This window comes from Filobacillus milosensis (genome assembly GCF_004402015.1).
In the GTDB taxonomy this organism is placed as follows: Bacteria; Bacillota; Bacilli; order Bacillales; family Alkalibacillaceae; genus Filobacillus; species Filobacillus milosensis.
The window spans coordinates 94,270-118,127 of record NZ_SOPW01000008.1; the positions used below are offsets into that span (position 1 = coordinate 94,270).

Annotated in this window: 31 protein-coding genes; 8 read left to right on the forward strand and 23 right to left on the reverse strand. The window is 33.2% G+C overall.

Annotation, left to right across the window (positions count from 1 at the left end):
- Nucleotides 1-43: 43 nt before the first annotated feature.
- The 5 genes from E3U55_RS08960 to E3U55_RS08980 form a co-directional block, all read right to left on the reverse strand.
- On the reverse strand, nt 44-478 hold the full coding sequence (locus tag E3U55_RS08960; RefSeq protein ID WP_134340100.1) for a hypothetical protein: 435 nt from the start codon (nt 476-478) through the stop codon (nt 44-46).
- Between the two features lie 83 nt (nt 479-561).
- On the reverse strand, nt 562-1,077 hold the full coding sequence (locus E3U55_RS08965; protein ID WP_134340101.1) for a hypothetical protein: 516 nt from the start codon (nt 1,075-1,077) through the stop codon (nt 562-564).
- A gap of 122 nt (nt 1,078-1,199) precedes the next feature.
- The gene (locus tag E3U55_RS08970) at nt 1,200-2,045 is read right to left on the reverse strand and encodes a hypothetical protein (RefSeq protein ID WP_134340102.1); all 846 of its coding nucleotides are present in this window, start codon (nt 2,043-2,045) and stop codon (nt 1,200-1,202) included.
- Nucleotides 2,046-2,220: 175 nt separating this feature from the next.
- On the reverse strand, nt 2,221-2,685 hold the full coding sequence (locus E3U55_RS08975) for a hypothetical protein (RefSeq protein ID WP_134340103.1): 465 nt from the start codon (nt 2,683-2,685) through the stop codon (nt 2,221-2,223).
- Nucleotides 2,669-3,064, reverse strand: a complete 396-nt coding sequence (locus E3U55_RS08980) for a hypothetical protein (protein ID WP_134340104.1) — start codon at nt 3,062-3,064, stop codon at nt 2,669-2,671. Before E3U55_RS08980 ends, E3U55_RS08975 begins: the two co-directional genes overlap by 17 nt.
- A gap of 216 nt (nt 3,065-3,280) precedes the next feature.
- Between E3U55_RS08980 and E3U55_RS08985 the strand changes: the two genes are divergently transcribed.
- Nucleotides 3,281-3,997 carry a helix-turn-helix domain-containing protein gene (locus E3U55_RS08985; RefSeq protein WP_134340105.1) on the forward strand — a complete coding sequence of 239 codons (717 nt, stop codon included), beginning with the start codon at nt 3,281-3,283 and terminating at the stop codon, nt 3,995-3,997.
- 195 nt (nt 3,998-4,192) lie between these two features.
- Here E3U55_RS08985 and E3U55_RS08990 read toward each other — a convergent pair whose 3' ends face one another.
- From E3U55_RS08990 to E3U55_RS09005, 4 genes are all read right to left on the reverse strand, one after another.
- On the reverse strand, nt 4,193-4,627 hold the full coding sequence (locus E3U55_RS08990) for a hypothetical protein (RefSeq protein ID WP_134340106.1): 435 nt from the start codon (nt 4,625-4,627) through the stop codon (nt 4,193-4,195).
- A 237-nt stretch (nt 4,628-4,864) separates the two neighbouring features.
- Nucleotides 4,865-5,209 (reverse strand): hypothetical protein, encoded by a 345-nt coding sequence (locus tag E3U55_RS08995; RefSeq protein ID WP_134340107.1) that lies wholly within the window; start codon nt 5,207-5,209, stop codon nt 4,865-4,867.
- 40 nt (nt 5,210-5,249) lie between these two features.
- Nucleotides 5,250-5,579, reverse strand: a complete 330-nt coding sequence (locus E3U55_RS09000; protein ID WP_134340108.1) for a hypothetical protein — start codon at nt 5,577-5,579, stop codon at nt 5,250-5,252.
- A 557-nt stretch (nt 5,580-6,136) separates the two neighbouring features.
- On the reverse strand, nt 6,137-7,036 hold the full coding sequence (locus E3U55_RS09005) for a tyrosine-type recombinase/integrase (RefSeq protein ID WP_194840855.1): 900 nt from the start codon (nt 7,034-7,036) through the stop codon (nt 6,137-6,139).
- A 733-nt stretch (nt 7,037-7,769) separates the two neighbouring features.
- Here E3U55_RS09005 and E3U55_RS09010 point away from each other — a divergent pair.
- On the forward strand, nt 7,770-9,230 hold the full coding sequence (locus E3U55_RS09010; RefSeq protein WP_134340110.1) for a hypothetical protein: 1,461 nt from the start codon (nt 7,770-7,772) through the stop codon (nt 9,228-9,230).
- A 440-nt stretch (nt 9,231-9,670) separates the two neighbouring features.
- Here E3U55_RS09010 and E3U55_RS09015 read toward each other — a convergent pair whose 3' ends face one another.
- Entirely contained in the window at nt 9,671-10,372 is a 702-nt protein-coding gene (locus E3U55_RS09015; RefSeq protein WP_134340111.1) for a hypothetical protein, read from the reverse strand.
- A gap of 431 nt (nt 10,373-10,803) precedes the next feature.
- On the opposite strand from E3U55_RS09015, the gene E3U55_RS09020 reads away from it, so the two are divergent.
- From E3U55_RS09020 to E3U55_RS17350, 5 genes are all read left to right on the forward strand, one after another.
- Nucleotides 10,804-11,550, forward strand: coding sequence for a hypothetical protein (locus E3U55_RS09020; RefSeq protein ID WP_134340112.1), 747 nt, complete (start codon nt 10,804-10,806; stop codon nt 11,548-11,550).
- A 249-nt stretch (nt 11,551-11,799) separates the two neighbouring features.
- Nucleotides 11,800-12,315 (forward strand): hypothetical protein, encoded by a 516-nt coding sequence (locus E3U55_RS09025; protein ID WP_134340113.1) that lies wholly within the window; start codon nt 11,800-11,802, stop codon nt 12,313-12,315.
- Nucleotides 12,316-12,407: 92 nt separating this feature from the next.
- Nucleotides 12,408-12,533: an FAD-dependent oxidoreductase gene (locus E3U55_RS09030; protein WP_194840856.1), complete on the forward strand. Its 126-nt coding sequence runs from the start codon at nt 12,408-12,410 to the stop codon at nt 12,531-12,533.
- Nucleotides 12,534-12,733: 200 nt separating this feature from the next.
- Nucleotides 12,734-13,789, forward strand: a complete 1,056-nt coding sequence (locus E3U55_RS09040) for a dihydrolipoyl dehydrogenase family protein (RefSeq protein ID WP_267195385.1) — start codon at nt 12,734-12,736, stop codon at nt 13,787-13,789.
- 15 nt (nt 13,790-13,804) lie between these two features.
- Nucleotides 13,805-13,948, forward strand: a complete 144-nt coding sequence (locus tag E3U55_RS17350) for a hypothetical protein (protein WP_153801931.1) — start codon at nt 13,805-13,807, stop codon at nt 13,946-13,948.
- Between the two features lie 239 nt (nt 13,949-14,187).
- On the opposite strand, the gene E3U55_RS09045 is transcribed toward E3U55_RS17350, so the two are convergent.
- The 11 genes from E3U55_RS09045 to dcm all read right to left on the reverse strand — a co-directional run bounded on the left by E3U55_RS09045 (nt 14,188) and on the right by dcm (nt 22,424).
- The gene (locus E3U55_RS09045; RefSeq protein WP_134340117.1) at nt 14,188-14,718 is read right to left on the reverse strand and encodes a hypothetical protein; all 531 of its coding nucleotides are present in this window, start codon (nt 14,716-14,718) and stop codon (nt 14,188-14,190) included.
- Between the two features lie 169 nt (nt 14,719-14,887).
- Nucleotides 14,888-16,759 carry a mercury(II) reductase gene (gene merA / locus E3U55_RS09050; protein WP_134340118.1) on the reverse strand — a complete coding sequence of 624 codons (1,872 nt, stop codon included), beginning with the start codon at nt 16,757-16,759 and terminating at the stop codon, nt 14,888-14,890.
- Nucleotides 16,760-16,825: 66 nt separating this feature from the next.
- Nucleotides 16,826-17,122: a hypothetical protein gene (locus E3U55_RS09055; RefSeq protein ID WP_134340119.1), complete on the reverse strand. Its 297-nt coding sequence runs from the start codon at nt 17,120-17,122 to the stop codon at nt 16,826-16,828.
- 13 nt (nt 17,123-17,135) lie between these two features.
- Complete coding sequence (locus E3U55_RS09060) at nt 17,136-17,456, reverse strand: ArsR/SmtB family transcription factor (protein WP_228547520.1); 321 nt, start codon at nt 17,454-17,456, stop codon at nt 17,136-17,138.
- A gap of 32 nt (nt 17,457-17,488) precedes the next feature.
- Entirely contained in the window at nt 17,489-18,160 is a 672-nt protein-coding gene (locus E3U55_RS09065; protein ID WP_134340121.1) for a cytochrome c biogenesis CcdA family protein, read from the reverse strand.
- The gene (locus E3U55_RS09070) at nt 18,157-18,648 is read right to left on the reverse strand and encodes a TlpA family protein disulfide reductase (RefSeq protein WP_194840857.1); all 492 of its coding nucleotides are present in this window, start codon (nt 18,646-18,648) and stop codon (nt 18,157-18,159) included. Before E3U55_RS09070 ends, E3U55_RS09065 begins: the two co-directional genes overlap by 4 nt.
- A 151-nt stretch (nt 18,649-18,799) precedes the next feature.
- Nucleotides 18,800-19,102 (reverse strand): hypothetical protein, encoded by a 303-nt coding sequence (locus E3U55_RS09075; RefSeq protein ID WP_134340122.1) that lies wholly within the window; start codon nt 19,100-19,102, stop codon nt 18,800-18,802.
- Between the two features lie 232 nt (nt 19,103-19,334).
- Nucleotides 19,335-19,709 (reverse strand): hypothetical protein, encoded by a 375-nt coding sequence (locus E3U55_RS09080; RefSeq protein WP_134340123.1) that lies wholly within the window; start codon nt 19,707-19,709, stop codon nt 19,335-19,337.
- Nucleotides 19,710-20,014: 305 nt separating this feature from the next.
- Nucleotides 20,015-20,179, reverse strand: a complete 165-nt coding sequence (locus E3U55_RS09085; protein WP_228547521.1) for a hypothetical protein — start codon at nt 20,177-20,179, stop codon at nt 20,015-20,017.
- A gap of 87 nt (nt 20,180-20,266) precedes the next feature.
- Nucleotides 20,267-21,445, reverse strand: coding sequence for a type II restriction endonuclease (locus tag E3U55_RS09090; RefSeq protein ID WP_194840858.1), 1,179 nt, complete (start codon nt 21,443-21,445; stop codon nt 20,267-20,269).
- A complete protein-coding gene (gene dcm / locus E3U55_RS09095) occupies nt 21,432-22,424 on the reverse strand; it encodes a DNA (cytosine-5-)-methyltransferase (protein WP_134340126.1) in 993 nt (330 codons plus the stop codon). The genes E3U55_RS09090 and dcm overlap by 14 nt, the downstream gene beginning before the upstream one ends.
- A gap of 129 nt (nt 22,425-22,553) precedes the next feature.
- Between dcm and E3U55_RS09100 the strand changes: the two genes are divergently transcribed.
- Nucleotides 22,554-22,844: a hypothetical protein gene (locus E3U55_RS09100; protein ID WP_134340127.1), complete on the forward strand. Its 291-nt coding sequence runs from the start codon at nt 22,554-22,556 to the stop codon at nt 22,842-22,844.
- A 113-nt stretch (nt 22,845-22,957) separates the two neighbouring features.
- Here the strand turns inward: E3U55_RS09100 and E3U55_RS09105 are convergent, their stop codons facing one another.
- Together E3U55_RS09105 and E3U55_RS09110 are read right to left on the reverse strand one after the other, a co-directional pair.
- A complete protein-coding gene (locus E3U55_RS09105; RefSeq protein ID WP_134340128.1) occupies nt 22,958-23,329 on the reverse strand; it encodes a hypothetical protein in 372 nt (123 codons plus the stop codon).
- A 113-nt stretch (nt 23,330-23,442) separates the two neighbouring features.
- Nucleotides 23,443-23,808 (reverse strand): hypothetical protein, encoded by a 366-nt coding sequence (locus E3U55_RS09110; RefSeq protein ID WP_134340129.1) that lies wholly within the window; start codon nt 23,806-23,808, stop codon nt 23,443-23,445.
- Between the last annotated feature and the right edge of the window lie 50 nt (nt 23,809-23,858).

Consider the following 23,858-nt stretch of genomic DNA (forward strand, 5'->3'; position numbering starts at 1 on the left):
CCTTTGTCTTCTTATTTTTATTTTTCAACTAACTAGACATTTTTTATATTGAACTAACTTTTCCCTCTGCTGTTAATAACTCTGTTTTAAACAAATTTTCTACCGCCAGTGGAATTTTTGTTGTTTTTGCTTCTTCTAACCAGATTTTTTTTAGAAGTTTTGGTTTCATCAAATAATCCCCCTGAATGACCCTAAAGGTGACATCTTTACTTATAAATAAATCTAGAATATTAGAGTTTGCAACATGTACAGGAGATATTATTAATACAGTTGACTTCTTTTTCAGTCTAGAAAAATACTTATCATTCATACTCTTATCCTCAAAATTTGAAATTGCGCAACCATTAACGATATTAAGGTTGTTGTTCTCAGCAAATATATCCACCATCATGGTGTATTCAAAAAATTCCTCAGCAGAATTCCTTGTTCTCCCTAGAATAGTCTCCGGTAATAATGTGAAAAATGTTACGTTTTTCATAAAGTATCATCTCCTTGATTAGTTTTTTAGTTTTTATATTCACTTATCACTAAATCAAACATTGTATTCCTTCAATAACGAACTTAATAGGCAGAAACGTTAATACCAGTAGTAGATTCGAATTCATCTACTAAATCATTCGACATCCTTGCAACTCTTTCATAATTGATTAAGGCCTTTCTATAGTCAGAACCTAAGTTTTCCCATTTAACCTTACTGATTCTGGCTACATTATGTAGATCTGACCTCAATTGGTTGTTAGTAATTTCCTCAATCCTATATTTTGTCTTGCTGCGATTAACTTCAATCAAAATGAAATGAAACCCCTCTTCGATAAACAGATTGATGATGTCCTTCTTAAAAATTGAACGATCCTGTACAGCAATTGTGTCGATGTCCTGCTTTCTTAATAAACTGATAAAATACTGGGCTACCAGTGGATTACTCTTATATGAATGATAATTTGTAACACTTATCCCTTTAACATTCTCTAATAACACCTCTAGTACGCGGCTTTTCATTTCTAAGTCTATGCTGTCATCCCTTTCAGAACTTAAGTGAACCATATAACCAACTTTATTAACTGCATTATTCTTCATAGAAATTTCCTCCTTAGATATCAAGTAATCTGACTCAATTTTGATTAAGTACCACAGTGTAAAGAAAACTTACCTGTTCCCTTGTTTTTTATTGAGTAATTCTTTATTAATATTATTGGCTGTTAAGCATTTTCTGTTAATTCATCAAGTATCTCGATCAACTCATAATTGCCTCTTGAAGATAAGTGACCGAAACAGAATTGAACCTCAACAGCATATTGTTCGCAAAGTAGTACTAAGTCTCTAAAATCGCCGAGGTCTCCGTTTCCCAAGCCATCAAATATGACTTTATAGTAGTTATTAGAACTTAATACTGTTTCCAAGTCGTGATAATTGCTGTAAACCATAGCATCGGTATCTCCTGTATTATCCATAAAGGATTCAACCCCAAGATAACTGATCATCGTTGACATATTTCCTTCATTAAAAACAATTCCTAATATTCTTTTTTCCTTTATAAAATCTCGAAAAGCCTTTTGTTTTCTCCCCTTGCTTTCCTCAACTAATCGAGCATTTTCCTCTCTGTTAATAAAGCGAAGATCATTTTGCTCTTTTGATAATCGTTCGACCAAATTGCCGAAATCTACACTTAACTCAGTATCAAAAGTAGCCTGATTTAATATCGTTTCTTCACCTTTAGCGCAATTGGTTATCCTTGATTCAAGAACACCATAATCGAAATTTAGAGTTTCATAATCTGGAAAAATACCTAACTGCATAATGTACTTTCTTATAGAAACATCGGGGTAACAACTAGTGAAGATGATTGCAGTAACTTTCTTTGAACTCATATAATTGTAAAGGGTTCTTATACAATCTAGATCCTTTTCGTTATAGGCTGTTTCATCAGACAATATTTCAACTATTTCTAACCCATTCCTATAGCAATACTCCTTTATTGGTTCAAGATTTGCCTCTACTACCTCATTTGTAAATCCTTTGACATAGACTATTGCATTCTTTTTCATTTCAATTCCTCCTAATACCTGAATATTAAGTATTTAATTGCTGACTAATACTTTGCTTGCATTCTACCCTCCATAGATTGTTCCAACTTTATTCAATTATTTAGTTTTGGGAAGTTAAGTATAATTCCCATCTAGAAGAAAACATGCTACTCATCCCATGCGTGCTTTTTAAATTCTAATCTGTAATGTCATAGCCTTTATTTCTCAAAATTTCAATAAGACCATATGCCATTTCAACATGGTGTTCATGACCTTCTCCATGCAATTCAAAGTCAAATTCGTCCTCTTGACCTTCAAAGTAGTCATATTCATTAGTCCATTCTACATACCTAATAAACTTCTTAATGTAGTTCTTACTAATCTTTTCATTAGTGTCACAAACTTTCCTTAGACTAATTTGACCTTGTCCCCAGTAAATGGTCTCATCAGAAAGCATAAATAGTTGATTATCGTATTCGAAAAAGTAATTAAAAATATCACCAGTTTCCTTTCGATAGATAATTTCTTCATTCTTGAAATCGTTCTTTTCCCAAAGAGAATAAATGTACCACCCGATTACTTGAAATTCCTCATCTGCTAGTACATCTTCGTTATCAGGAAACATCTCTCGTAATTCTTTCGTTTCATCTAACGTAAACATTTAAATCTCCCCCTGCCATTTCATTGTTTTCATGGTTACTTTTAAAATTTTTTAAGTAGTCACTCAACCTAATAGTGCCACCCCAACTGATTCTCCATATCGCTAACTTTGACACATCAAATATTTCTTTAAAGTCTTCCTTAAACATGAAAACTAAATCAACCCTTAGATACTTAGTAGGGGTCTTATAAATATTACCCCACAGAACTTTTGGATCGTTTGTAGTAGTTACACCAGCGCTATGTAGTTCTTGTGATACACCGTTAACCCATTCATTCAAAACACCGCCACACCCTAGCATTACTACATATCCCTTACAACTTGCTGCTAACTCCCTCAAATCTGAAATAACTAATTCCTTCACTTTCCAATCCTTCATAACGATTCCCCTCCTTTATTCCAAAACTACATAAATCGATTTGTGATTATAAAATCACACATTGTATCGTTTATTTGTTCAACTTGTGATTATAATATCACCATATGTCGTGCATGTAAAGCCAAAATGTAATTTTTTTATTCTTGATTTGCACAAGTTGAACAATTGAATTAGAATGTACATAATAAATGATTAAAAAAGATAAGGGTGATTTTGGTGAGTAATGATTCGAAAATTATGATTGGGAAACGCTTAAAACATTTATTGAAAGAAAATGGATTTGACTATGAGAGAGACAAATTAGTAGATGAACTCGGTCTCAACCGTTCTACTTTGCAAAAATATATAAATGACGTTAGAAGACCTACATTGGAATCCATCAGAGATATAGCCAAACACTTTAATACATCGGTCGATTACTTGGTTGGGCATTCTGAATATGTTCTTGATACATGGGACCATAAATTTTTAGAGGAATTCTTCCAATATTCTTCAGATAAGATAAAGAACCACTTCGAGAAAAGATATACGATTGATATTTCTGATGAAACAATACCTTCCAAATTACTATTCGGAATTTTAGAGGCTATATTTCAAGACGAATTTGACAAATCTTTGGAAGATCTTTCAATTAAAGAAAGGGAAGACAGAAAGAAAATTTATGAAGTGATAATAACAATTTTCCATAGAGTGGTAACACTCGCAAAAAGCGAAGAGAAGAAAGATGAATTAGAAGCGTTGTTAAAAAGATTAACCGAATCAACTAATGGTGAGTACAGTTTTAGAAATACAATAACCCTTGAAGAAATAGAAGGAAAAACTCACAAAACACGCAAGGAAAAAATTAAGTTATTAAAAAGTTATATAGGGATAAATGTTGCTAATGGACAGAAAGCACTAAGAATGTTAGAGGAACTTTCCGAAGACGATTAATTGTTAAAAGAGAATATTTAAATGGTTAATTACTCTTCATTTCTTAATAAAATCCCTCACTTTATATGAAAAGACCAAACAACTTAAACTGTTTGGTCTTTTCGACATCCTAGAAAAGGATCAACACAAGATATTAAGAAGTACTATAAGAATCTAAGAGGAAAAGATTTAAAAAAAATAGACTTTAAAGAACACTTATTCAATTAAGCCTAAGTACAGATACCCCATCAGTAATGACAAAGCAATACCTAAGAATAATAACCTCCCTAGCCAAGGATTATAACTATCACCGTTTTCATACTTTTCTTTATTATTTTTAGCATGTATGTATCCTTGAAGAGTCCAAAACCAAGAATACCCGCCAGTCATAAGAAAAATAACAAAATACAAACTAGGTATTATTTTACTGGTTAGTAGCACCATAACAAAGAATACAGTGGTGTACCCAATCGATAACCAACCAAACATCTTAAGAACAATTCCTCTTGGAAATCCATTTCCTAATTCTTCACTTTTATGATGAAATTTAACGGACAGCATGATATTAAGAATTAATCCCCCCAAAAACATGACAACAGAAGAAATAAGATAGTAATCAGTTGTTGGAATCCTATAATAAATCCACATCAATGGTAAACATACAGTGGCAAAGATCAAGGAAAAATACAGCATGATTATAAGGAAGGCTATTTTATGCAATAGTCTTTCAACCACCAAAGCCAGAATAAGCAACCCCTTTCACCTTTAGCGAAATTCTAGAAACAACATTATATACATGTGGTATAAGATTTTTTTGTATTCATATCCTAAAATTCACGACACCCTCTTGAGAAACTATAACCTGCAACGATCAAAAAAGTGTCATCTTTATTCATTCCTTCGTTGACTAGAAACCCGAATTAATGTAAAAGCCTGATATGCGGTTAGATCCATAATCTTCTGCAAAAGTTCTTTCTTATTAACATTCAATCTAGTTACTAGCAATTCTTCAGGGGTTACAGCATCTACTTGGTTCATTAACCTTTCTTTAAAAGAAATACCATTTGAGGGTTGGCTGCCACTCCATTTTACTTTCACCAAATTTATTTCATCGTCAGTAAAAAGCGAAAGTATTTCTTTTTCAGTTCTAGCAGCCATTCTTGCAGCCGCCTGAAGTTGTTTATTGATAAAATCAACTTGGCTTTTTGTATATGATTGGGATTGACTCTCCATTGAACCTGTACCTCCCTCTTTTTTATTTGTTAGCAACCTTCTACTGAATAATTTCCGTAAGGTAGCCAATAGGAACATCAACATCACTGTGTAAGTCTACTGTTTTCTTTATAATGCTAAACTCTAGCCCAAACTTTTTGCATAAGTTTGAAAACCTTTTGAAGTTCTCCCAATTCCCTAGTTCCTCATAGTCATAGAGCAATACCCTATCTATAACTGCTAAATCCATAGACTTAAAATGAAGTTCCAAAAGATTAAGATCAACCATTAAGTACATTTCTAGTTTTCTGTCAAACAATCTTGCATGGTCCTGTAACATTTCTGTTATTTCTGAGTATCTTTCTCTTTTAAATGTTAATCCAATGTACATTCCCAAATTATCACCTCAAAATTATATTTGATGACTATTATAGCGCGAATCTAATCATCTTAAAGTTTTTTATCTATTAAAGAGGTAAGGTGTTTTATTCGTAGATAAAAATATCTTATAAATAACAGGAATCTAATTTGCAATTAAAAAATTTGATTTAAAAACTACAAAAATGGTTCTAGATAGAAATGTCTTAAATTCGTCCAAAAATCAGGAGAATCAGGGGAAATTGGGGATTTGGATTAAATGTCGTTTAAAACCTATTTTTTTCTGTTTTTTTCTATAGGATTATTTTTTTTGATTTTAATTCTCTATATCATGTATTTTTTTCATCTATAATGGTATTTTATTTGTTACCAAGAATTCAGAAAAGAAATTTCCTAATTATTGATTCTCATTCTTATTTATTAACTGTTATTATTAATAGTTTTATTGATTATAATGATTTCACTCAATAAAACTATTAATAATTATAAATAAACATTATTTTCATTAGAAAGGTTAACCTTCATTATTAATAAATATTAAAAGAGCGCTCAATAAACTGAACGCTCAAATTAAAACTCTGTACGTTTCAAAGCATTTTGCAACTCCTGAATCGAAGGAGTGACATAAACCCTAGTAGTCTCAATACTACTATGACCAGCAAGTTCCGCAATAGATTGGATTTCTACACCATGCTGCGCTAACTGTTTGCAGTATGTGTGCCTTAGTGAGTGAGGAGTTATTTCAATCCCTAGTTGATCACTATATTTCTTAAAAATATGCTGTACGGCTCGTGTAGTAATATGATTACATTTACTGCTCATTAGTAAATAATCGGATTCTTGATCTCTTACCTCTAACCAGTTGACAATTGCCTCCTTAGTATTTTCTGTCAAAGGTATGATTCTGTGTTTATTCCCCTTGCCATTTACATTGACAATGTTTGTTTGGAAGTCAATATCAGCAATTTTAACATTACAAATCTCCTGTACTCGAAGTCCTAAATTCACAGCCATATAAACTATGGTTTGATGAAGCATACCCTTTTTGTGGTTTTGTTGCTTAGTTAACTCAATAGCATGTAGTAACTTACCAACTTCTTTTCTTGTAAGCCAACGTATGTTATTCTGTTTTTGAATCTTTTTGATTTTAATGTTACTGGAAAGATTAACATTGGTTGATCCGATAGTTACTAAAAATTCCGCCCATTTCATTAACGCAACCAATCTTCTATTGATTGTTGCTGGAGCAATTGATTCATCTAATTTAAGTTGACGTTCATAATCCTTCAAATCAATAGAAGTAAGCATAGATATTAAATGAGGTGGATCATATCTTTGATGAACCCATTTAAAGAAGTGGTTTAGATCTTGAGAGTAACTTTTAATAGTGTTTAAACTTTTATCATTTTCTAGAAGATGCGTTTTGAAACTTTCAAGTGATTGTGAAATAGTGGCTGGAACCGCGTTCATAATAACAATCCTCCCTGCTATGTTATACGACGAAAAAAGTGTTTCTTTTATAGGTGTTATGCGACGAGAAAATATATGATAATAAAGCACCCTTGTCGCATAAACCATATTATCTGACAAAACTTATTTGGTCGTATTATAGCGCGTTTTAAACCGTTTGCCAGCACTTTTTACTTCTCCACCACTCACTATATACCAAAATATGGATACCAACCGCAAAAAGAAAAAATTCCCCTCTTTTAACATTAACTCCCACTCTTCAGAAATCTTTCTACCATCATCGATTAGTCCCTTTTTAAATAACGCAATGTAAATATGTTTAATATAATTAAAAAGAATTGCACACAAGTACTTAATTATTATTCTTTCTTATCAATTAAAGTATTTATAAGAATATCATGTGTAATAATGGTTTTCATATTTTCATAGAAACCCACTACAATTATCTCGAAACATACTCACCACGTCTTTTTCTTTTTATGCTATAACAAATGTAAGCCATTTAATTTGGCAAAATGAAAGGAGATGATGATTAATGAAAGACAATATCTATAATCAATTACACTTTGAACTAAACGAGCAACTAGATTAATAAAAAATGATGATGGGATATATTACATAATGGAACTTCTTACAAAAAAAATTTAATTGATATAAATCTAAGGAACATAAAACAATTGAATTCAGGGAGGAATGACCAATTATGACAGATTAAAGAGAAGGGTGTGTTTTTATGAGCGATATTAATCAAATAGTTGAAAAATTGAAGCAGTTGTTTATAACGGTTAGATACAAATATATCAAACTTAATGAGGATGGTAGTTACCATACATTCAATATTTATAATAACGACAAACATGTAAGTCTTAATGATGGATTTTTGAAATCTCATATACTGCAGCAAAGTACTTACGGCATTTTTTGCAGGAAAACACATACAAAATTTATCACTTTTGATGTGGATGTTCCATTTATACCGGAGGCTAAAAAAGTAGTATTGGCTCTCTATGAGTCTTTAAACACTCTCGGAATCCCTACGGACAAAATTTTCACCAGTTGGAGCGGTACAAAGGGATATCATGTTGACGTTTATTTTTCAGAGGAAATCCCTTACAATTCAATGAAGGTACTTTTTAACGCAGCAGTTTCAATTACATATAACTTACTAGATGGAAAAATAAATGGGAAAATCGAACTTCGACCAACACCTACTCAGGGGCTGAAACTTCCCCTCGGTATCAATCATAAAAATCGGGATAAAAGTAGTAATGTCTGCTGGTATGTTGACGTGCAAAATAATTTTACTACTATTCAATCCTTTGATTATTTTTTAAGTATTGAACCCATGAACGCTGAATATTTGAAGGATTTAATATCGGATTTACATGAAGATGACGAGGAAGTACCAAATATAAAAGTTGATAGTAAAGAAATAGAAAACACTGCTCTGGGGAACTTGGATCTTTCAGAAGATACACTGGATTCCTTAGAAGATTTATACAAGAATGGATTAAAGAGGCCGGGTACTAGAAATGCTGTTACTTGTAAACTGGCTGTTTATTTTAACACTTTAAAGGAAAGCAAATCTGAATGTGAACAAAAACTACAGCAATGGATGGAGCGGCAAGATAGAGCATTTTTCAAGACTCCACTTGAAGAATGTTTTAAAGAAATAGCGAGAATCGTTAATTTAGTTTTTAAAAAAAATGTTGTGTTTTCCAAAGGCTTAACAAAAATTATTGTATCCAGAAGTGAAATGTTAACATTGTATCAGTACCCAAAAAAATTTCACAAAACACTTTTTGCTTTATTAATTCACTCAAAACGATTTGCAGATAGAAATTATGAGTTTTTTATGACTTATGAACAAATTGCATTGGGTGCTCAATGCTCTGTCAAAACAGCCATAAACCATATTAAGATACTTGAGCAAGAGAACATAATTAGAGTTACAAGATCACCCAAATATTTAAGAGGAAACAAACCTGAAAGCCATCCGAATTTTTATGCACTTGATCTAAATTGGCTAAATGCAGACAAGGAAGTTTCAATTGGTGTGAGAGCGGATAATGTAAAGTCCTATCATGATATAAAAATTAAACTTATTTTGGAGATATTCCCAAATAATGAATGGTGGAATATTAGTAAAATATTGAATACAGCAATAGTAAAACAACATAAGAATAATAATTAAGTACTTGTATGGGATTTTTTTCAGACATATTATTCATATCGTTATATATAAAATATTAACAATACCAAGACAAATAAAAGCGTGTAAAACTAACCTGTAGTTCACACGCTTTTATTTGTCTTTATTCTTTACAAAGAAAGGAATACACCACAAATTACAGCAAAAGAGAGTCACAAAAAGAAAAAACAAATAATATGTACCTTTAAAGAAAAAAGGATTAATTATTACATTCTACAGATACTTCCCTATACCTTTATTTTCATCAATATCATTTCTTATTTTTCTTCCACAAGTTTTCAACATTTGGGACTATTCTAGAGAGATAAAAACAAATGACCCCAAAAAACATCAATTATTGGTAACTTTTGTATTCAAATATTTAATTTCAACAAAACTCTTTGATTTTGTTTCCGAACTTAACGTTTGAAACCAATTTTATATTATTTCGAACCTACTTGCTCTAAATGTTTATCCATTTCAAACAGGGTTCCTGCTTCCTTATTTACAGAGAGAATCTTCCCGTCAATGTTATATCCTTCATCAATTCGTAAGCCGGGTTCCTCTTCTTTTAATAACTCTAAACATTTATATGTAGAGATAAGTTGTCCTCTACAAAATTCAATAAAACTCTCATTCGACATACCATTAACAGAATAAATCTTTGAGTGTTCAACGCCAGCATAATATCCTGTTAATTCCTGCATAAGTGTATTAGAAAAGTATTGTGCACATTGTGCGTTTATTTCTTTCCAAGTATCTAATCCAGTGTGAACTACAATATGGCCTCTTGAAGTCCTGTCAATTGAAACTCCACCACTATTAAAATAATGTCTCAATTTTTCCTTTAAATTTACTTGTTTTCCGTTTAACAGGTAGTATTGAGAAAAAACATATATAAAAGAATTCATATATATTTCACTATTAATCAAGTAAATTAGGTTCTTTTTCACAGTTTCTTCTTTGTTCTTCTTATCTTTATACTCATTATATGAATGCTCAATTGTTTTATTTGAAGTCCTAGATAGGCTTCCTGTTAAATATACGTACACACCTGTAATAGATACCAATATAATATTTATCAGTACTGTAATTGCACCGTTATTTTCATTTAGAAAATTCATAACTTCGTGAATATGTTTCATATTGGTTGTTTCTCCTTTCCCCATTAGAAACATTTATTTTTGATATTGCGTGAACCATTTCTACTTTCAGGGAGTCCAAATGTTTTTTAAATTCATCATCAACTTCTTCTAAACAAGCAATACATTAAAGTTCTTTTGCTCTGCTGAATACCACATATTCAACTCTACAAGTATCTTGCTTGTCATCAAACCTCAATTACTTGTCCACTTCCAGCCACTTTTTTAACTCATTCTTACTCTTTGCAAATACTAGAACAACGTCAGTCTGTAATCCTTCCACCTTTTAACATTAGCATAAATTAGTAGGCAGTCTCTATAAAAATTACAGTTTTAAAGAGTCACCAAATATTTAAAACTGCCCAAAGATTAATATGTATTGGTTTTACCTCATTGAAGTGATATTCTTTTTATGTTAAGGGGGATTATTGAAAATGTTCGATTATCAGGATTTAAGCGACTACGAGAAGAAAATTATTCAATTAATTGGTGATAACATAAAGGTGCCACCGATAGAGGCACATACAGGTATTAAGAATAGAAAAAAGATATATGATGATTTCTTTCATAACAAAATTAGTGAAACGAAATTTGAAGACTTGTTAACTGAATTATACTATAAAGGTTTAATATCTTTTGTCCCAGCAGACATTTTCATGGTAGATAACCTAAAGGTTGATTCTCGTGAACAACTAAAAAACAACTACGAAAAGGGAGCAGAAAAAGGTTGGAGAGCACAAGATCCTTTTGTAAGATTGACTGAGCAAGGAGAAAGAACTATTACCGGTGACATGGTTTATCGGCAGTTACTTCAAGATGAAATGAATGAGAAATATGCAAGTATATCTAACCTAGTTGAAAATATTGAACATAAGATTAATAACACACAAAACAAGTATATAGAAATGCTTGCAATATTTATTGCTGTATTTACAATCATTATTAGCAATACAGGGATTTTTATCATGCTAAAAGAAACATCTTTTAGCGAGGGTATTTATATCACACTCTTAATTAATGGTACAATCCTTTTTGCAATTTGTTTTATTATTTTACTACTAAAAGGATTGATTTTAAATCAAACTTTAAGGTTTAGTCACTTTTTATTCTTTTTATTTCCACTTGTTATACTAGCATTCGGAGTGCTTACAATGAAATATCCCAATCTTTTGTTACCCTAGTCAAAAAATCCAATTAGAAAATCCTAAAATTAAAATGCTCTATTTATTGGAGCATTTTAATTGCGTTCATTCTTTCAATACAACCTAACATAAGTATTTTCAAACATTCGTACTCCTGAAGTGGGGCCAATCCATTTTATTATTGCTATTTGGAGGTCCAACTAAGTTTAAACAAATAAAACTGTTCCTCCAAATAGGTTCTCTGCATACAATGCATGTAGGTTAAGCAGAATATTTGGAGGTATGGTAATGAATAATTATGTAGAACAAATTTTGTCCCATTGGGAAGGGAAACCTTTAGAGGGAGCACAAACCATGATACAAAAGTATGGTTACCCTCAAGAAGCGACGATGAGTAGGCTAACTTGGTATAATAATGGTCCGTGGAAACGCACCACTATCGATCGTGAGACAGTCCCACATAACTTTCCAACTCCTCACCAAGACTTTTTAGAACAAACCATAGATTATAAGGTACCCATTCACTTATATGATGATGTTGCAGCCTTCGATGGAAGTGTATATTTAGACCGTACAAAAGGTGAAGCATCAGCAAAATGCCATAAGGAAGCAATGAATTTTTTATCTCTAAATTTGCTAAATGATATTGTTACTGGACAACGTGACGTACAAGGAGCAAAAACCTTCTATGCCCAAACGGCTTATATGTTTACTAAACAAAATATTTCTTCTCCATATACTGAAGGGTTACTTTTTCCAAAACAATTTAATACTGCAGACCCCGGCATAATTTATTTTAGATAGAGTACCTAAATTTTAATCTAGGTACTCTTTAACGTTTACAATTATAAAAGTTGGGAAAACATAACCTAGGAATGAAAAGGAGGTTAATACATATGACAAAGTATGATCTTGTCGTTATCGGTGGAGGCATGTGTGGTATTCAGGCTGCGAAACAAGGTGCTGCACTTAATGCTAAAGTGGCTTTAATTGAAAAAGATGACGTTTTAGGGGGAACCTGACTTAACAGGGGATGTATCCCCAAAAAGGCCTTGGTAAGGTCTAGTGAAGTTTGGGATTTAGTCAATAATGCAAAGGAATTTGGCATTGATGTCCAAAACACATCTTTGTTGTGGGATAAGGTTAAGATCGAAAGGAAAGAATCATTAAAGCCTTTGAAGAAGATAAAGAGAAAGGCTTAAAAGAACGAGGAATTGATTTAATTAGAGGAGAAGCCCAGTTTACATCTAAACATACGATTAAAGTCAATGATACAGAAATTTCTGCTGATAAGTTTGTTCTGGCTTTAGGGTCAAAAACAGCGACCCCTCCAATTGAAGGGGTTGAATACACGATAAATAGCACGGATGTATTAAACATTCGTAAGTTACCTAAGAGAATGGCCATTATAGGTGGTGGCGTCATTGCTATGGAATTTTCACACGTTTTTGCAAGTGCAGGTGTGGATTTAACTGTAATCGAAATGGGAGATCGCTTGTTAGCAAATGAAGATCTTGATTCGTCAAAATCCATAGGAGAAATTTCAAAAGAATTAGGTATTGAAGTGTTATTAAACAGTAAGGTTAAGAAAGTAACCAAAGGTGAAAATGGAAAAACTGTAGAGGTTGAAACACCTGAAGGGAATAAAACAATTCAAGTGGACGAGGTCTTATTGGCTGCTGGACGTGTACCAAATGTAGGTGGACTAGAATTAGAACAAATTGGGGTTAAAGTTGAAAAAACAGGTATTCAGGTCAATGAATATCTTCAAACAACAGTGGAGCACATTTATGCCGGCGGAGATGGTATTGGTGGCTATATGTTAACACCTGTGGCTTCCTATGAAGGTAGAATTGCTGCCAAAAATGCCATTGAAAATAACATTGAAAAAGTCGATTATAGCCTAGTCACACGAACAACATTTACTCATCCACCTGTAGCAAGTATCGGTTTGACAGAACAAGAGGCGATCGAAAAAGGAATGGAGATTAATTCGAATCGATTGGACTTTGCAGATGTTGGACCAGCAGTGGTCTTAGGAGAAACAAGAGGTTTTGTTAAGTTAATCAGTGACAAAAAATCCAAACACCTTATTGGTGCTCACATTGTTGGACCAAGAGCAGAAGAATTAATTCATGAAATCGCGATAGCCATGAAAGGCAAATTGACGATAACCGATCTTTCAGAGATTATTTCCATTCACCCAAGTATCTCAGAAGCCGTTATTGGAACGGCTATATCAGCAGATAAAGGCTACCAAGAAAGTTGTTGCGGTTAAAAGGAGGTGAATAATATGGCAACAGATAATGTAAAACAACAAGCAAAAAGAATTGAAGAATGCTGCAATAGGATTGAGAATGCTAATTCGCCTGAAGAAATTCGTCAACAGGTAAAAGAGATACAAGGTTGTTGTAACAATATTGAGCAGCAAATTTAGTTTTTCAAAAGGAACGTCTTGTATTAAGAGACAAGATGTTCCTTTATATCAAACTTAAGAGGTGTGGTAATCATGTTTAGTTGGTTGAAAACGATGATGATGACGATGTGTGCCTTATGTGCTTTTATCGTCGTTAACAATGTTTATCAATCCTATTTGTTAACAAAAATTTCACGGCAGGAAAGACATTAACAGCGATTTGCACGGTGGTAAATATGAATATACTAGGAAATATGTCTTTATTTAAAGCGCCTATTTTCCCTTTCACCCCTCACAAAATATTTAGCAAAATCCTCTGCATCTCTCCATATTGTTTCGTGGAGTTGACCATCTACTGGATGTAACAGCCACAAGTTATCTGATACTTTTTTATACATTTCTTTTTTTGAATAGGGTTGAATAGTTTTATTTAGGAATCCTATTTTTTTCAGCGTGTCATATTCTGAAAATATTTTCTTACCATAAATTTCTTTGTCTTCGATTATTATCGTATTGTTTTTACCAATAGTGATATGTCCATTTAAAAGTATGAGGTGCATATCATCTTCTAATTCCTCTAAGTTCCAAGGCATCTCACTATTTTCCTCTATAAACGGCTTGAACTCACTGAAGAATTGCTCGGTCCTCTTTTGAGAAAACTCACTTTGAACTAAGGCAGTTAGTTCCCCATATGACGAAAGATGTAATGCGGTTGCTATTTCAAGTGGTCCATCTCCAATAATTATAGTCGTAAAGTGGGTATAAGGATCAATGGAACAACATCCTGCCATGTAATTTCCTCCCTTCCTTAACACGACCAGTATATTTTTGTCGTTAGAAATACGGGCTAATGTACCATACTTGCCCTGACTTTATCGAATTCTAATATTCATACATGATGATACCTCTTTTCAGTATTCAAAAAGGGAGAGAACAACCTCTCTCCCTAAAATATATTATCTAACCTGCGCAACAAGACAATTTACTAACGTCTTTATCTAATGTCAGGGCTGCTAATTTCAAGCCTTCAGACATTGTTAGATAAGGGGCCATAGTGTTTTTTAAATCATCTGCAGTTAGTCCGAACTGAACGGCTAATGTGGCACCGTATATTACATCGCCAGCATTTTCAGCCACCACATGAGCACCGAGAATCTTTTGTGTTTGGTTATCGACAACTAATTTAAAGACACCCTTTGTTTCACGGTTCACGAGTGCTCTTGGCACACTATCTAGTGGAAGTACAGAGGTCTTTACATCATATCCTTGATCCTTAGCCTGTTGTTCGGTTAAACCAACAGTGGCAATAGATGGGTTTGTAAATGTGACTCCCGGTACAAAGCGCAAATCAACTTTCTTATTGGCAGATCCCAATGCGTTTTCTACAACAATTCCACCCTCGTATGCAGCAACATAGACAAATTGTGGTCCTAACGTGACATCACCTGCTGCATAGATGCTTGGATTGCTTGTTTGTAGAAAGTCGTTTACAATTACTTCGCCTCTTTTGCCGATTTCAACTCCTGCTGCTTCAAGGTTAAGTGAATTTGTGTTTGGCCGTCTTCCGGTTGCGACCAATAACTGATCTGCATCAATGACTTGTTCTTCCCCATTTACTTCAATATAGACCTTTTTCATGTCACCATCTTGTTCTACTTTTTTATAAGTAACTCCAGTGATGAAATTAAGGCCTTGCTCGGTTAGTGCTTCATCAACGGCTTCTGAAATTTCTGGATCATATTCTTTCAAAAGTCGATCACTTCGTTGCATTAGTGAAACCTTTGCTCCTAGGTTATTAAAAAGTTGTCCTAACTCCATAGCAATATATCCAGAACCGATTACAGCCAACTTTTCAGGAACTTCTTTTAACTCTAGAGCCGTTGTGCTTGTGAGAAAATCTACCTCTTTTAATCCCGGAATATTCGGAATAGATGGAGATGCCCCTGTTGAAATTAGGAACTTGTTTGCTGTGTATTTTTGTCCGTTCACTTTAACCGTGTTTTCATCAATAAATGAGGCTTCACCACGAATTAAATCAAATCCATATTCATCGATAAGATCAACATATTTTTGTTGCCTCATTCCTTGAACCAGTTCATCCTTTTGCTCAGTTAAAGAAGCCATATCAACTGATTCGGCTTTCGTATCCAAACCAGTAAATGGGTTATTTCCTGCCAAGTGATTGATTTCACCTGCACGAAGCATTGTTTTTGAAGGTACACAGCCTATATTGACGCAGGTGCCACCAATGGTGCCTCGTTCAACCATGGCAATTTTAGCCCCTTTTTCAACGGCTTTAATGGCTGCGGAAAAGGCAGCACCACCTGAGCCAATAATCAGCAAATCGTAAGCACCTTCTTTGTTTTTAGAAGTAACAACATTGTCTTCAGATTCAAATGTCACATCACTTGCTTTATAACCTGATTCATTAACTGCCTCTTTTGCCTTCTCTACTTTATCTCTGGTAATTTCAAATGTCGCTTGACCACTACGAAAATCGGCTGTTGGATTGCCTGCTCCAACTTTTTTCAATGCTTCAGTTACGTGATCCTCACATCCAGTACATGTCATTCCTTGAACATCAAGTTTTACTCTTACTGGTTTATTATCTGCAACTTCTTCTGTTCCGGGCGTATAACCTGCTTTCATTATAGCCTCTTTTGCTTTACTGATTTTTTCTTTTTCAATATCAAATGTTGCACTTCCTCGTCGGAAGTCTGCCTTTGGGTTTTCTGCTCCGGTTTTGTCTAACGCTTTGGTTACGTGGTCTTCACAACCTGTACAAGTCATCCCTTGCACAGGAAGCGTAACTTGAACTTTATCTTTACTCATTGAAAAAACTCCTTTAAAAATCAATTTTTTGTTCGGTTTTATTGTTTACAAAATTATGTTCAACATTTATTTTTCAAATTGTTGAGGTGAACAACAATCCAATGATGCTTTCTTTTCATTTTCCTTTGGAGTACAATCATCCTTTCCTGCGTAATCATCATCTGATTGACTTAGTTTTTTCCAGCCCATGTAGAAGAAATAAATAAAAAGAACACCTAACACTCCCCAAGTGATTGTTTCATACTCTGCTAAAAAACTGCCTAATGCTGTACCTGCAAGTAACGGTATTATAAAGACTAAATGGCAAGGGCAAGTAATAAGGGCCATTGCTGTCCATCCAAAACCTTTTACGGTATTTTTCATGAATCATACCTCCTTATAATCGTGTACAAGAACTGATTCGATCTGCGTTTTCGGCTACAACAGATTGTGCTAATTGAATGATGTCGCGTACACGTTGGTCTGTCACATTATAGTAAACAAATTTCCCATCCTTTCGGGAAGTCACAAACCCACATGTCTTTAAACACATGAGTTGGTTAGAAATTTGCGATTGTTTCATTCCTAACTCTTCAACCAATTGACTCACATTTTTTTCTTCATTAAGTAATGATAATGCGATTTCTAGCCTTGCTGGATTAGAAAGGCCGTAAAAAAATTTGGAGACAGTTTCATTTTGAATTTGTTTCATATCCATCATATTTTCCTCCATTTCCTTCACCTCTACTCTTAAAAGTTGACCGGACTAGATATCCAATAGATAAGAAGATATATACCTGACAAAAGAATAACCACTGCTGTTAGTTTCTCAATAAAAGGGAGGTATTTTCTCAATAATTGTTGTACTAGACTTCGTGAAATAAGTGAAAGTATAGTAATAATCGTAACAACAATCCCCATACCAATTGAAAATACAGTGAAATTCATCAGGGTTGTTACAGTTGAATCATTTGTCATCGATTGAGAAACAACTAATAAAAACACCGGTAATGTACAACTTAATGAGCCGAATGCATAAGCAATACCATAAAGAAAAACAGACCCTTTCCCAGATTTGATTTTAAATGAGATTGTTTTGACGGGAAGGTGTTTACCGATTAGCATGCCAAGCCCTAACAATATAAGCATGATTGCTACAATTATTGAAAAGATTGGAAAAACAGCATTTAGCGAACGGCCAATCCAACTTATAGCAAATCCAGAAAGTACAAAGACCAGTAAGAATCCTGCCGTCATGGTTAATCCTAGCAGAATGCCCTTTGTAAGGGATTTGCGGTAAGAGTAATCACCATCTTTACTCCCTATCAGATAAGAGATATAAGAAGGCAGCATAGCAACTCCACATGGATTAAAAGCGGCTGCTATCCCCACACTCAGTAAATAGAAAAATGAAATGCTCATCTTGTCACACCTTCATTAGCAAGTGCTTCTTGCAATTCTTCTAATGAGGGGTTAACTCCTCTGAAAACTTGCTCGCCTTTCAAATTTATTAAAGAAACTTCTTCTAATTGTTTTACCTGAAACTTTTTGGCCATTTCTTGATTTTCATCAATAACATGTGGCCAATTCCCACCATATTTTTGTTGAAATTTCTTCAATTGTTCTTTTGTATCTACTGATGGATCTATATCTACTGTAATCAATTGAACTTTATCACCATATTGTTTATGAAGTTCTGCAAATACCTTTTCTCCCCCAACACATGTTGGACACCAAGCAGCCATAAAGTAAATAAGTGTTGGTTTTTCTTCTGACAAACCAATTGTTTCACCTTGAATATCCGTTTTCTCAAAACCATATTTACTTGTTTTGTCGTTAGTATTTGATCCACACGCTGTCATAATCACAGTTAAACCGATTATTGCAATAAATATCGCTACGACTCTCATGTTGTTCCCCCTTATAAAAATTGTTACCAACATTTTATAATATTATGATATGTTATTTCAAGTGTTTTGTTTTTATCATAGACAAATCCTATATCTTGGTGCCGTTTTGATTTTCTTTATAATACTTAGTCAATAGCATAAATTGTACAAGTTAGGAGGAAACACATGCATTGGCTCCGAAAAACTTTAAAGGAAATGAATTATAAAGGTATGTCATTCTATTCACTAATAATGGGACTAATATTAGGACTTGCAACAATTTACCTAGTAGACAAAAAGCAGACCTTCCTAAGACATTTATCATTCTGTTAATCGTCTCCTCACTATCCTGTATAGTTACTTCCATATTCTGGTCTTCATCAAGTGCTAAACTGATTATTTCATCCAATGTTTCTGCATAGAAATCGTTACGAACTAATTCATATTCTCGATAAGTCAGTACAGTTGCATCCACTTCACCAACTTCATCAAAAAATTCTATTATAACAAAATCCTCATTTTTTAAATTTGAATTTCCTTTGCAGCATTAAACATTTTGTTTACATCAATTAAATTTTCAACACTCATATTAATCATACAAATCACCTCCCGTCTCTCCATTTTTTTCAATGCTAATACAAGATTTTCTCTTTTATTGACAAAATCTCTTTTAATATCGTTAAAACTTAGCAAAAAAAACAAGGATTTTACTCCTTGTCATGATAGTTTTTCGGATCAAGTTTTTGTACCATATTTAAGCATTTAAAAACTTCATTTTGGTCTAGAATGTATTCGGACAATATAGAATAGAGGTTGTGAACCATTTCCTCAAAAGTGTGGTAAACCTTATTAAAACAGATTATGTTGTAAGGCCCCATCTCCATATTAGTTTTTTTGGTTTTGGTAACCTTATGCTCTTTGCGAAATAGATAGATAAAATATAAATATCTCGCTTCTTCCCGTACCGTTTCCTCTGCTAAACGAATACGTTCAAATCTTGTGAATAAAATATTGTGTTCCTTGTGGCGAAATTCGACAAATTCAGTATCCATGCCTTTTACCTTAAAATGCTCTTTTTTCAAGAGTATCTCCTCCGTTATCTCAGGTTTAATTTTACATGTATACAGTTAAATGCGCACAAGCGTTCTCCTTTAAGCAAAATAAAAAAGAGTAGAAATTTATTTATCTACTCTTTGCAATGTGCAAACCAAGCCTTAGTAACTTCATTTTCTTTATTTGGTAGTTTAGAGTTACTTTCTTTCTTGAAATTCTTTTACAACCTTTTAAAATATTGGCTTTAAGTGCCAATCGCCCTTTTTATTGAATTTTCACTACTCAATAATATCACCCGCATTTTTAATATAAATAAACAAGCATGTTGTTTTTTCTAATCTTGAATTTTTTTAACTATGTTTAACCGTTGCCCTGTATCATAAGGTTGTGAATAGTATATTTCTCCACAGTTTGCACATTCAACATCACATACCCGATTATAAGTTAGTTTTTCTATTTCACTTAAATTCTTTGGGGGCTCTTCCACTCTTATAACCATTAGAATTCCTCCACAATTACAAAACATAAACTAATACCGCCTAATCTATTGTCTGTTATGAAATAAATACTGCCTATTTATGTCTATTTAAACTGTATATTTTTCTTTAGCAAATTTTATAAATTGAGCAACGGTCCAAAGCCTGTCTCGATGTGATTCTGGATATGCTTTGTGGTACGGTTCTGGCACAACAAGAATAACCTGTTCATCTTGCATTTCCTCTAATTGATTTACAGTAATCCCTTGCTGTAACGTCAATAAATGCTTTACCGGTATCCTATTAGCCTCATTTAAAATCTGTCTCCATCTATCTTTACATGTAGTTTTTGCACCTAAAAAGATGAGATTGTTAGGATCATAAAGTTGATCTCCATACTCATTACTAGACGGAAGTAAAAAATCCGGTTTCTTCTTACCTTCTGTTTTTCCGGGATGACTAAAAGGAATATTAGTTTTTCTAAATATAAAATCAATATGGTGTTCTAAGGATTTTCCGGCTCTGCTCTTTCTTCTATTTAATGCACTACTTGCAAATTCTAATAGTGGATCTAACTCATAAAAAGGCTCTATTAAATATGGCTTATAGATATTTTTTTCTATGGCGCGAAATACACTGTATTCCGTTTCAATCCATTTTAAGAGCATTTTATCAGGATCAAATCCTTTTCTTCTATATACTTCCATAAATAATTCCCTTGCTAATTCTGCAAGGCGTATTGTTTCAGGAAATTCTTCAAAAAGGGCTGCAGATTGATTTATTCGCAATTCCAATTTTTCTGATAGGTCAGTATCCCTCTTTTCACCAGCAAAGTAAACAGCATTATTATTTATAAGCGAAAGGGAAAACGTTTCCTCAAAGTTCTCAATTTCTTCTTCAGTATCAAATATGTAGACCTTCAAATTTTCACTATCTAAAGGTATAAAGATTACTAAGTTTCCAACCTGCTGTTCTTTATCGTATGGAGAATTCGTCCAAAATCGCGTAATACGATATTCATTCCTTGTTCCTTTTCCATAATATATTATTCTACTTTCAAATGGATAATAGCCATCTATATGAATTTTGACATACTTATCTTTATTTTCCCCTTTCACCCCTTCTTCTTCAAAGAATATATTCCATGCTCCCTTTGCAATATGTAGACCTTCTTGATGCGCATTAGTAAGTCCAACATCATTTGCGGTTACAAACTTACAATAAAAGCGACCATATTGCTTGGCCGCCTGAATCGCTTTTGTTAATTGCTCTGAACTATGTGGTTGCATACTCGACCCGACCCTCTTCCACAGTGTCTTCGATTGTTTCATCCCGTTCTATGGCTTGTACCATTTTTTCTGCAATTAATCGAACTACAGGAACAGCAACACTATTGCCAAATTGTTTATAAGCCGCAGTATTACTTACTACAATCTTAAACGTTTCTGGAAATCCCTGCAAGCGGGCACATTCACGCGGAGTCAACCTTCTTGGATTTATCCCTTCCCCTTGTGGAATCAGAATTTCACTACCATCTTTATAATATCTTGCACTTAAAGTTCTACTATAAGAGTTTAAATCTGCAAGACCATATCCAAAACCATTACCTTTTTTACTATGCTTTTCTTTGTAAGCCTGCAAATAATCCCAAAGTTTGTCTGATAAAGTGTATTTATCTTCTACATCTTTTTCTAAAATTTCATGTAGAGCGGGGCCTTCTTTCGGGATTTCAGGAAAATCGAATTTAAGAGGCTTTTTAAAGCCAACTATATAAATCCTTTCCCTATTCTGAGGAACAAGTCCTTTGGCATTTAAAACATCAGCATACACAGTATAGCCTAGTTCTTCTTCCAATACTTTCTTAATAATTTTAAATGTCTTACCTTTATCATGGCTTCTTAAGTTTTTAACATTTTCAAGAAGAAATGCCTTTGGTTGCTTTTCTTTAATAATACGGGCTATATCAAAAAATAAAGTTCCTTGTGTTTCATCAAGGAATCCGTGTTCTCTACCTAAAGATTTCTTTTTACTTACCCCTGCAATTGAAAACGGCTGACAAGGAAAACCAGCCAACAAAATATCGTGGTCTGGCACTTCTTTTTCATCTACACTTCTTATATCCCCAACAGGTTTTTCACCGAAATTAGCCTCATAAGTTTCTTGGGCTTTTAAATCCCATTCGCACGAGAATACACATTCTCCATAAGGTTCAAATGCAAGACGAATTCCTCCGATTCCTGCGAACAAGTCAATGAATTTATATAACATATTTTTTTATCTCCCTTCAACTTGTTCTAGTAAGCCCATTATAACAAATTATTATTACTTTGAGTCGAAATATGTGATAAAATAGTTAAGTTACTTTTTAACAATACCCTCGGTGAAAGGGTGGGACAAGTGGCAAATATAGCAATTTATTATCAAAAAAATAGTAATGAAAGTACAGAACAGGCAGTTCTCCGTGTCAATGAATTAATTAAACAATTAGAGACCCTCCATATCATTAAAGGAGTATTTTTGGATAACTTTGGTCAAAGTACGGAGTTAATGGATTTACTTAACTCTCCATTATCTGTAATAGATTACATGTATATAAATAAGCCTCTTGAAAATGAATTTGATAATGAACTAATTGATCAACTTAAAAGAACCGAACAATTTCAAGTAAGGTATTTTAGTGAGATATAGCAAGGGCTATATCCTTTTTTTACTATTTCTGGAGAGGTTTTTATATAAATTTTCTAGATATCAATTTGATCTGTCTTTAGTCCACCATTTCTATCTAAAACTTTCCTAATTACTTAACACTTACTTAACATTTCTTTTTGGTAATCAATGATTCCGTAAATGTAATTAAGTTCCTCTATGTTACAGTAATACTTATGTCCATCTTCAACAGAAATCTGTACTGGATAGTGTTCGATTGATTTGTCCACTTTAACATCAATAATCCCGTTAACACCTGAATGAACAATGTCACAAATATCCTCAACATAAAAGTTTCTAAGGACCATTATCAAATCCCTCTTACTAAGAATGAATTCTTCTATATCACGACCATCATAAAGTTCCAATAGAGCCGTATTTCCTGTTGCATGTGTTATCGTCACCCTAGTTGCACCATTATAAAAATCATTAATTTCGATTAATTCTTCTACACTTAATTTAAGCAATTTCTCCACCCCCTTTTTCGTTTACTTCTACATTTAAGCGGTGATTACTGCATTTTAAAACAATAATTTTATAAACATATTCGGAAATTAAAGCAAGTAAAAAGACAAGGATTTCACTCCTCGTCTTTGTCCAAATAAATAGGATTCAATTTTTCAACCAGTTTTAAACACTCGAAAATCGCAGCATCACCTAGAATATACTCGCTCAAGACAGCATCTATATTTTGAGTAAGATCTTCAAAGGTTGCATAAACATTGTCTCTAATCTCTGTATTGAAAACTTCGATTAAAGAATTCTCTTTATTAATCTTTGCTAGCCTTTTGTCGAACACAAATAAAAAGTACTGATATTGAGAGAACCCCTTGTATTGCTTCCAGTTGATTCTTTTAAAGCGTGTAATAATAAATTGATAATCTTCGTGATGGAATTCAACAATTTCATTTTCCATTGGTTTTCTTGAGTAATTTGTTTGCTGCAAGTGTATCTCCTCCATTATCTTATGAAAATTTATACATGACGACTCTTCAA

Coding starts and splice junctions, on each gene's coding strand:
- E3U55_RS08960 (WP_134340100.1), bottom strand. CDS start 478: ATGAAAAACGTAACATTTTTCACATTATTACCGGAGACTATTCTAGGG.
- E3U55_RS08965 (WP_134340101.1), bottom strand. CDS start 1,077: ATGAAGAATAATGCAGTTAATAAAGTTGGTTATATGGTTCACTTAAGT.
- E3U55_RS08970 (WP_134340102.1), bottom strand. CDS start 2,045: ATGAAAAAGAATGCAATAGTCTATGTCAAAGGATTTACAAATGAGGTA.
- E3U55_RS08975 (WP_134340103.1), bottom strand. CDS start 2,685: ATGTTTACGTTAGATGAAACGAAAGAATTACGAGAGATGTTTCCTGAT.
- E3U55_RS08980 (WP_134340104.1), bottom strand. CDS start 3,064: ATGAAGGATTGGAAAGTGAAGGAATTAGTTATTTCAGATTTGAGGGAG.
- E3U55_RS08995 (WP_134340107.1), bottom strand. CDS start 5,209: ATGGAGAGTCAATCCCAATCATATACAAAAAGCCAAGTTGATTTTATC.
- E3U55_RS09000 (WP_134340108.1), bottom strand. CDS start 5,579: ATGTACATTGGATTAACATTTAAAAGAGAAAGATACTCAGAAATAACA.
- E3U55_RS09005 (WP_194840855.1), bottom strand. CDS start 7,036: ATGAACGCGGTTCCAGCCACTATTTCACAATCACTTGAAAGTTTCAAA.
- E3U55_RS09010 (WP_134340110.1), top strand. CDS start 7,770: ATGAGCGATATTAATCAAATAGTTGAAAAATTGAAGCAGTTGTTTATA.
- E3U55_RS09015 (WP_134340111.1), bottom strand. CDS start 10,372: ATGAAACATATTCACGAAGTTATGAATTTTCTAAATGAAAATAACGGT.
- E3U55_RS09020 (WP_134340112.1), top strand. CDS start 10,804: ATGTTCGATTATCAGGATTTAAGCGACTACGAGAAGAAAATTATTCAA.
- E3U55_RS09025 (WP_134340113.1), top strand. CDS start 11,800: ATGAATAATTATGTAGAACAAATTTTGTCCCATTGGGAAGGGAAACCT.
- E3U55_RS09030 (WP_194840856.1), top strand. CDS start 12,408: ATGACAAAGTATGATCTTGTCGTTATCGGTGGAGGCATGTGTGGTATT.
- E3U55_RS17350 (WP_153801931.1), top strand. CDS start 13,805: ATGGCAACAGATAATGTAAAACAACAAGCAAAAAGAATTGAAGAATGC.
- E3U55_RS09045 (WP_134340117.1), bottom strand. CDS start 14,718: ATGGCAGGATGTTGTTCCATTGATCCTTATACCCACTTTACGACTATA.
- merA (WP_134340118.1), bottom strand. CDS start 16,759: ATGAGTAAAGATAAAGTTCAAGTTACGCTTCCTGTGCAAGGGATGACT.
- E3U55_RS09055 (WP_134340119.1), bottom strand. CDS start 17,122: ATGAAAAATACCGTAAAAGGTTTTGGATGGACAGCAATGGCCCTTATT.
- E3U55_RS09060 (WP_228547520.1), bottom strand. CDS start 17,456: ATGGATATGAAACAAATTCAAAATGAAACTGTCTCCAAATTTTTTTAC.
- E3U55_RS09065 (WP_134340121.1), bottom strand. CDS start 18,160: ATGAGCATTTCATTTTTCTATTTACTGAGTGTGGGGATAGCAGCCGCT.
- E3U55_RS09070 (WP_194840857.1), bottom strand. CDS start 18,648: ATGAGAGTCGTAGCGATATTTATTGCAATAATCGGTTTAACTGTGATT.
- E3U55_RS09085 (WP_228547521.1), bottom strand. CDS start 20,179: ATGGTTATAAGAGTGGAAGAGCCCCCAAAGAATTTAAGTGAAATAGAA.
- E3U55_RS09090 (WP_194840858.1), bottom strand. CDS start 21,445: ATGCAACCACATAGTTCAGAGCAATTAACAAAAGCGATTCAGGCGGCC.
- dcm (WP_134340126.1), bottom strand. CDS start 22,424: ATGTTATATAAATTCATTGACTTGTTCGCAGGAATCGGAGGAATTCGT.